This window comes from Staphylococcus sp. HMSC067F07 (genome assembly GCF_001837405.1).
GTDB classification, from domain to species: Bacteria; Bacillota; Bacilli; order Staphylococcales; family Staphylococcaceae; genus Staphylococcus; species Staphylococcus capitis.
The window spans coordinates 41293-48745 of sequence record NZ_KV832208.1; the positions used below are offsets into that span (position 1 = coordinate 41293).

Sequence of the window (7453 nt, forward strand, 5' to 3'; positions counted from 1 at the left end):
TAGATAAATAATTGTATTTAACATATTTATGCATATTATACAGTAAAAACCCTCAACTTTTTTTCAGAGTTGAGGGTTCTTTTATTATTATTGAATTGAAATTGTAGTAGCTTTGTCATCTTCATTGATTTGTTTAGGTAATGTGACATATAATACGCCATCAGTGTAATTAGCTACTATACCTTCTTTATCAATTTCATCGAATTCAAAGCGTCTTTCTAATTCACCATTAGAACGTTCATTAAGTTGTGATTTATAATTTTCATTATTGATTTTTTTGTATGCTTTAATAGTTAAAATATGTTGTTCAAATTTAAGTGAAATATCTTCTTTGCTTAAACCAGGAAGTTCAGCTTCTAATACATAAGCACCATTTTTATCATAAATATTAGTAGGAAATGCTCTTGATGAAAATTGATTGTATACTTGTTTCCCTAAGTCTTTAAATAATTCACTAGGATCATTTTTGAAGAAATTATTATTGAAAAAATCATTATTATTCATTAGAATTCACTCCTTAAAGTGTTAAATGAGTAGTTAGAATATATTAGAATAATTTTTCAACTACATTATATTAAGAGAGCGAAAAGAGGTAAAGTGATAACACTTAATAATAAATAGGTATTCTATAAGTTTAGTAGGAATTAGGGGATAAAAAAAGTCAAAAATTGTACGAGAGAATAAGACAAAAGCTTACTATACATACTGATGTTATTAAATTGTGTCGTTAATGCTGAAGTTGAATTTGCCTAAGATTTTCAAAAAGTCTACTTTTGTCTTTTTCTCTACAAGTATCACTTTTCTATACTATTGTCAAAATTTTTAGATACAAAATTTTGCAAGTTTTCAATTAATTCTTTAGCTTCATCTTGATTAATATCGAATTCACTATAGACTTTCATTGATATTTCAGATAACGGTTTTTTAATTTCTTTACCTCGTTCTGTTAGTGAAATTTGAAGATTTCGTTCATCTTTCTCTTCACGACTTCGAACAACGTAATCTTTCTTTTCTAATTTCTTGAGCAGTGGTGTCAGTGTGCCTGAATCTAAAAAGACTCGCTCACCTAGTTTTTTAATATTAAGTTTCTCATCATTTTCGATCGCCATTAGTACAATATACCCTGTGTATGTTAATTAATACTCTTTGAGGTAATTTGTGTACTTCTTTATGATTTCTTTTGAAGAAACATAAAATAAAAAACATAATTGTTTACTTAAATAACTATTCTCTACATACATTTAATCACTCCTTGTTAAAGTAACAATATTATGAAGTGTATGACTTGTCAAGTGCCGATTTCATCACTATAATCAAATTGTTTTAAATTAAATTTAGACGACATTTGAATATATTTTGTTTGATTTTGAAACTCAAATAAATACAGAATAAAGGAGTATTATCTCATGACAAGATTAAATGATTTCAATGAAGTACTTAACGGAAGAAAATCAGTAAAGGTATTCGATAGTGAATATAAAATTCCTCATGAAGAAATGGATGAAATGATTACTAAAGCTACAAAGGCGCCTTCATCAGTTAATATGCAACCATGGAGAATTGCTGTTGTAGAGAGTGACGAAGGAAAAGAAAAAATCAAAGAAGCTTTTGGTTTTAATTCAAGACAACTTACTACTTCTTCGGCTATGGTGATTATTTTCGGAGATTTACAAAATTACGAAAAAGCTGAACAAATTTATAATGATGCAGTAGACCAAGCCCATATGACAGAGGAAATTAAAACTCAAATGTTAGAATGGATTCTTCCTTATTATAAAAGTTTGTCAAGAGAAGGTATGAAGGACATTGTAAATATTGATAGTAGTTTAATGGCTATGCAATTTATGCTAACTGCTAAAGCTTATGGATATGACACAAATCCTATTGGTGGCTTTGATAAAGAAAATATCGCTAAGATTATTGGTTATGATTCAGATAGATATGTCCCAGTATTAGCAATTGCTATTGGTAAAAAAGCTCAAGAAGCTCATGGTTCTGTAAGATTACCTGTTCATGAAGTGAGAGAATATTTATAAAGTAATATTCATGAGATGAGAACATTTTGTTACAATGTTGAATAATCTCTTTTATATAACCAACTTTTAGTTCATACTTAATAAGATAAGTATAAAAGGAGTTTCTATCATGAGTAGAAAACAAGTCATTTTAAGAATAATTATTATATTAATCATTTCACTTATTTTAGCTATAGTATTTTTCTTTGGTCTAAAAAGTTATCAAGGTCATAAAAATATCGAACTTATGGATAGTTATATCAAAGAACATCATTTACAAGATAAAATTAAAAAGCAAGATAACTTATATAGTGCTAAAAAAGGGATGTATTACAAAGAAATCGTTTTCAAAGGCGAATCTAATGTCACTTATGTTATGCAACCAATTAGTACGAATAAAGGTATATTTGTAGAAGGCTTTGATAGTGAAACGAAGAAAAGCATAAAGAAAGCGAAACATAGTGATTTTGATAAAAATTATAAACCATCAAAATAAATAATTTAGAGTACACACGACTTCATGATTCACTTTGAAGTCGTGTGTTTTTTCACTATTAAGAACATATTTGACTTCAAGTCATAAATATTTTATTTATTAATAGCTTTAAAATTTAAGTAGCTATTTTAATATTATATGATATAATTAAGTGATGTCAGATGAAGGGGAGTTTGCATTATGGCTCTATTCAAGAGAAAAATAAGTTTACCAACGCAAGTTATTATTGCTTTGGTACTAGGTGTCATCGTAGGACTTTTATTATTTGGACAAGATAATTTAGCAAATTATATAAAGCCTTTTGGTGACATATTCTTAAATTTAATAAAAATGATCATTATTCCGATTGTATTCTGTGCACTTGCTTTGTCTATATCGAATTTAGGGGATTCGAAAAAGGTAGGCAGTTATGGATGGAAAGCAATCCTTTACTTTGAAATTATAACGACAGTTGCTATTGGGTTAGGTATTATAATTGGTAACCTGTTCAAACCAGGTGCCGGATTAGATTATAATAAACTACCTAAAGGTGACATTTCTAAATATCAATCTTCTGCACATTCAGCTGAACAAGCTTCTACATACGGTAATCATTTAATTGATACTATTGTAAATATTGTGCCAACCAATCTATTTGAATCATTAGCTAAAGGTGATTTATTACCAATTATATTCTTTGCAGTATTTTTTGGTTTAGGTCTCGCAGCAATAGGAGAAAAAGCTGAACCAGTTAAAGGTTTTCTAAGTGGCACATTAGAAGCAGTGTTTTGGATGATTAATAAAATCTTAAAACTTGCTCCAATAGGAGTATTTGCATTTATATGTACAACTGTTATGACATTTGGAGTATCAGCTTTAGTTCCATTATTAAAACTTCTATTAGTAGTAGTTGGAGCAATGATTTTCTTTGTTGTAGTTGTATTAGGAATTGTTGCTCGAATGGTTGGAGTTAGTATCTTCTCAATCATGAAAATTTTAAAAAGCGAGTTGTTACTAGCATTTTCAACTTCAAGTTCAGAAGCAGTATTACCAGTTATTATGAAGAAAATGGAAAATTTTGGTGCGCCAAAAGATGTAACGTCATTCGTTATTCCAATAGGTTATTCATTCAACTTAGACGGATCCGCATTATATCAATCAATTGCAGCATTATTTGTAGCTCAAATGTATGATGTACATTTATCGTTAACAGAACAAATAGTGTTAATGGCTACGTTAATGATTGCTTCTAAAGGTATGGCTGGGGTTCCAGGTGTTTCTATTGTAGTTTTATTAACAACATTAGGCTCTATGCACTTGCCAGCACAAGGTCTTGCATTAATTATCGGAATTGACCGATTACTAGACATGGTTCGCACATGCGTTAACGTAATGGGTAACGCTTTATCAACGATTGTTGTTGCGAAATGGGAGAAGGTATACGATAAAGAAAAAGGCCAAAAGTATCTTAATTCACTATAAAAATCTATATCTGACATTTTTTTTAGCGAATCTTAAAACTTAAGTTTTTAGATTCGCTTATGCATTTGTCGCAAGACAAATGAAAACAATATACATAAATAAATTAAAAAGACCTTGAGGTGGGGAACATTATTCCACTTCAAGGTCTTTTTAATTCTTTCAATATTCGTTTACATGCCGTGGTTCATGCCTTTCATATCATGAATTTTAGACATTAAACCATGAGGTACATCATCGTGTTTTACTTTTTTAACTTTTGTGATTTTTCCTGACTTTTCATCTTTAAAGATCATTACAAAGTCTTCTTTTTTTACAGAAACATTAGCGTTCGAAGGTAATTTAACATTCTTTTCAATTTTTTCATCTTTTTCGCTAATCATTTTATCTATAGTAGTACTATTTTTCATAATACCGTAGTATGTATCTTTTTTACCACCTACCATCATCATAATGACAAGTACGATACACAGCACAAGCATAATTGCGATAAGTCCAAAACCTAAAGCTTTTTTATTTTTCATAGTTGAATAAAACTCCTTTATTTTTGTTACTTCATTTATACAGAACTTGAGATTACATTGCAATCATATTTTCAAAAATCACGAAATAAAACACTTTCAAAATTCATAAAATTATAATATTTAAAACGTAAAACTTGGCTAATATATAAACTATTTTAGTATTTTAAAACATTCGGAATAGATAACTAAATTGAAAATACGTCTTTATTATTCTTCTTACAAATATATTAAACCTTACTGGTAAGGCCACCAATATACAGAGTTTCTTATAAAAGAAATTTTAAAAACAAATAGGGAGAGGAACAAATCAATGTCATTGTCCTCTCCGGTATCTTTTAAAATATTAAATTTCAATTGTGATAGGAGTATCTAACTCATCATCATTCATTAATTTAATTGATTTAGGAATTACTTTTAAGACGCACAATTCTGGATCTTGTTTAGAATCGAAGAATGTCTTATCTTGTGTTTCCCATAACCAATCAATGACTTTCTGATCTTTAACTACTTCAATTTGAGCATCAATTTCAACAAAGCTATTATTAGTTGTCTCATTGTAGCCTAAAAGAATGTAAGCGTGTGGATTATCTTCAATTTCATCAACTTTTACTGAATTGATACTAGTTTTAGTATATAAAGTTAAATCATCATTATAGAAAACCATATATCTACTATTAGGTTTGTTATTATAAGCAGTTGATAATACGCCAACTTTAGAAGTTTCTAATACTTTTTCAATTGCTTGAGTTGCTTTTTGTTTATCCAAAATCATCATCTCCTTAATAGTTACTATATCCATTCATTGATGATGATAAACTCAGACACTTGTAACACTTAAATGGGTTTAAAACATATATATTTAACTTCATCATGCTTCAAAGTCATTTGGAATGGTTTGTTGTTTTCTTCTTGAATAGCTAATTCTGTTTTAGGGCGATTACATTTATCTAATTCTTCAAGTATATTACGTTCTATATATAATAATTCTTTGCTTTTAGGAAGTAGATTTTGGATTGAACCGTGCTCATTATTTAACGTTTTTATAATAATGAGTGAATTCTGTTTTAAATTATTTTTGAAAATGAACTTCTGTTTACTATCAGATAAATAACGATCATTGATTTTATTAAATAATAAGATATGATAATTTCCATCTTTACGGTTTATTAGATAGTTATTCCCAAGTTCTAAAGGTTCGTCGACAAATGAATCACCCATTTTATAAATGTGCATTAAAGGTAAAGGGCTACCATAATTGTTAAATAAAGCTATATATTGTGAGTGATCGTCGATAAGTTGATAACTTATGCCACCACCGTATCTCATAAGGGCGATAAGGTGACATACTAAATCTGATAACTGTAATGGATTAGTGCCATTATTAGTATACTTAAAACACTTAAGTGATAAATTATTGTATACAAAATTTGTAGTTGGAATTCCTGAATCTAGCATAAATTGCTTGTAATTTTCAAAATGAGTAGATGAATGATGATATGTCTTACGTTTGGTTAATAACAAATTTTTAGTTTCAAGATTCTCAATGTCAATGAAATAGTAATCAAAGTTAAGACGTTTCATTATATCGTAAGTTTGATCAATGGAAGGCGAATCACGAAGTAAACCTTCAACGGTGATACCATACCTAATTTCACGATTTTTATTTTTAATTTTTAAATGGCATAAATGGATTTCGTTTACAGTCATATATTCTGAATTAAAAACAAGCATGAGTTTAACTAGCTTTTTATTATTCTTATAATCTTGATTGCTTTGTAAAAATGATAATATGATTTGATTAATTGCTTCAAATTGTTGCGTAGAATTAATTTGCATTGCTAGACCGATATCCATTTCGAATAACTTTTCAAAACAACGATTTAACAAATTAAGGTTAATATGACTAATTGCGATATCGTTAATATCTTGGATAAATACTACGGGTTGTGGCAAATAAGAGAAATCGATATCGTAGTACTCGTTAAAAACGAACTGGAATAATTTGTTAAAGTTTTCAAATCGGATAAATGCTTTAGAGCTTTTGGTATGATCTTTAGGATTAAATTGATTAAGATCTATCTCAGTAATTTCAGTTGCTAATTGATCATTAAATTCAAATTGATTGATTAAATCTTTGTAATCTAAAAAATGAGTTTGGCTAAAATCCATTACTGGATTTAATGAAATTTTAGAGATCATAGAACGGAATTGTTTGGGACTAAAGCCTAGATGATTTTTGAATTGATTAGTGAAGTTCGTATGACTACTAAAACCAGAGCGTTCAGAAATCGCATTGATTGAATCATCTGTAGATAATAGCAATTTTATGGCATAAATGACTTTTAAACTTGTAAAGTAATCTTTAAAGTTCATATTTAAGTAGCGAACAAATAAATTTGAACAATATGATTCAGAAATATTACAATAATTTGCAACTTCGCGTAATGATAACGTATCTGAAACTTTGGAATGAATGTAGCTAAGTCCTTGGATAAATATTGGATGATTGATAGCAACTTGAGGGATATATTTTTCCTTGTATCTTATCACTGTTTCCTTAAATAAAGTCTGAATAATTTTTGAAATAGCTTGAGTATCTTGCTCTTCTTCGTTCATATAATGATGAATTGATTGTAAAATAATATTTTTTACAAAACCGCTAGATTGAAGTAAATGTCGATCAAAATAACATTTGAAGAAATTTTCATCCTCACTATAGAAATAAAATACAGGAATAGAGAGCATAACCAAGTTCGAGGATTGATTTACATAAAAAATATCAGCTTGATTAATAATAGCAATATGATTATCTAAATCTTTAGTTTCACCATTAATCGTAATTTCTAGATGATTTGTAAGTGAGAACATTAAAATGATTCGATTGATATTTCGAGTTGGGGGTGAATGATACTGTTGATAAATATTTAGGTTCTGTTGCAAAGTTGAATTTATAGTATAAT

The 7453-nt window shown here is 28.4% G+C and carries 7 protein-coding genes and 1 pseudogene; 3 read left to right on the top strand and 5 right to left on the bottom strand.

All coding sequences use genetic code 11. The features are described from left to right. Positions 1-87 precede the first annotated feature (87 nt). Together HMPREF2706_RS00260 and HMPREF2706_RS00265 are read right to left on the bottom strand one after the other, a co-directional pair. Entirely contained in the window at positions 88-504 is a 417-nt protein-coding gene (locus HMPREF2706_RS00260) for an Hsp20/alpha crystallin family protein (RefSeq protein WP_049428396.1), read from the bottom strand. A gap of 290 nt (positions 505-794) precedes the next feature. Then, positions 795-1241, bottom strand: a pseudogene (locus HMPREF2706_RS00265) (MarR family winged helix-turn-helix transcriptional regulator). Positions 1242-1406: 165 nt separating this feature from the next. Between HMPREF2706_RS00265 and HMPREF2706_RS00270 the strand changes: the two are divergent. The 3 genes from HMPREF2706_RS00270 to HMPREF2706_RS00280 all read left to right on the top strand — a co-directional run bounded on the left by HMPREF2706_RS00270 (position 1407) and on the right by HMPREF2706_RS00280 (position 3972). Beyond that, positions 1407-2036 carry a nitroreductase family protein gene (locus HMPREF2706_RS00270; protein ID WP_002453908.1) on the top strand — a complete coding sequence of 210 codons (630 nt, stop codon included), beginning with the start codon at positions 1407-1409 and terminating at the stop codon, positions 2034-2036. A gap of 109 nt (positions 2037-2145) precedes the next feature. Further along, entirely contained in the window at positions 2146-2511 is a 366-nt protein-coding gene (locus HMPREF2706_RS00275) for a DUF3139 domain-containing protein (RefSeq protein WP_049428394.1), read from the top strand. A 180-nt stretch (positions 2512-2691) separates the two neighbouring features. Continuing rightward, positions 2692-3972 carry a cation:dicarboxylate symporter family transporter gene (locus HMPREF2706_RS00280; RefSeq protein WP_002432290.1) on the top strand — a complete coding sequence of 427 codons (1281 nt, stop codon included), beginning with the start codon at positions 2692-2694 and terminating at the stop codon, positions 3970-3972. A 170-nt stretch (positions 3973-4142) separates the two neighbouring features. Here the strand turns inward: HMPREF2706_RS00280 and HMPREF2706_RS00285 are convergent, their stop codons facing one another. The 3 genes from HMPREF2706_RS00285 to rsp form a co-directional block, all read right to left on the bottom strand. Further along, entirely contained in the window at positions 4143-4493 is a 351-nt protein-coding gene (locus tag HMPREF2706_RS00285; RefSeq protein WP_002432288.1) for a DUF4889 domain-containing protein, read from the bottom strand. A gap of 343 nt (positions 4494-4836) precedes the next feature. Continuing rightward, positions 4837-5259, bottom strand: a complete 423-nt coding sequence (locus HMPREF2706_RS00290; protein WP_002432565.1) for a pyridoxamine 5'-phosphate oxidase family protein — start codon at positions 5257-5259, stop codon at positions 4837-4839. A 68-nt stretch (positions 5260-5327) separates the two neighbouring features. Beyond that, complete coding sequence (rsp, locus tag HMPREF2706_RS00295; protein WP_070862090.1) at positions 5328-7433, bottom strand: AraC family transcriptional regulator Rsp; 2106 nt, start codon at positions 7431-7433, stop codon at positions 5328-5330. Positions 7434-7453 lie beyond the last annotated feature (20 nt).

Excerpts from the sequence above, each read along its gene's own strand:
- HMPREF2706_RS00260 (WP_049428396.1), bottom strand. The coding sequence starts at position 504 with ATGAATAATAATGATTTTTTCAATAATAATTTCTTCAAAAATGATCCT.
- HMPREF2706_RS00270 (WP_002453908.1), top strand. The coding sequence starts at position 1,407 with ATGACAAGATTAAATGATTTCAATGAAGTACTTAACGGAAGAAAATCA.
- HMPREF2706_RS00275 (WP_049428394.1), top strand. The coding sequence starts at position 2,146 with ATGAGTAGAAAACAAGTCATTTTAAGAATAATTATTATATTAATCATT.
- HMPREF2706_RS00280 (WP_002432290.1), top strand. The coding sequence starts at position 2,692 with ATGGCTCTATTCAAGAGAAAAATAAGTTTACCAACGCAAGTTATTATT.
- HMPREF2706_RS00285 (WP_002432288.1), bottom strand. The coding sequence starts at position 4,493 with ATGAAAAATAAAAAAGCTTTAGGTTTTGGACTTATCGCAATTATGCTT.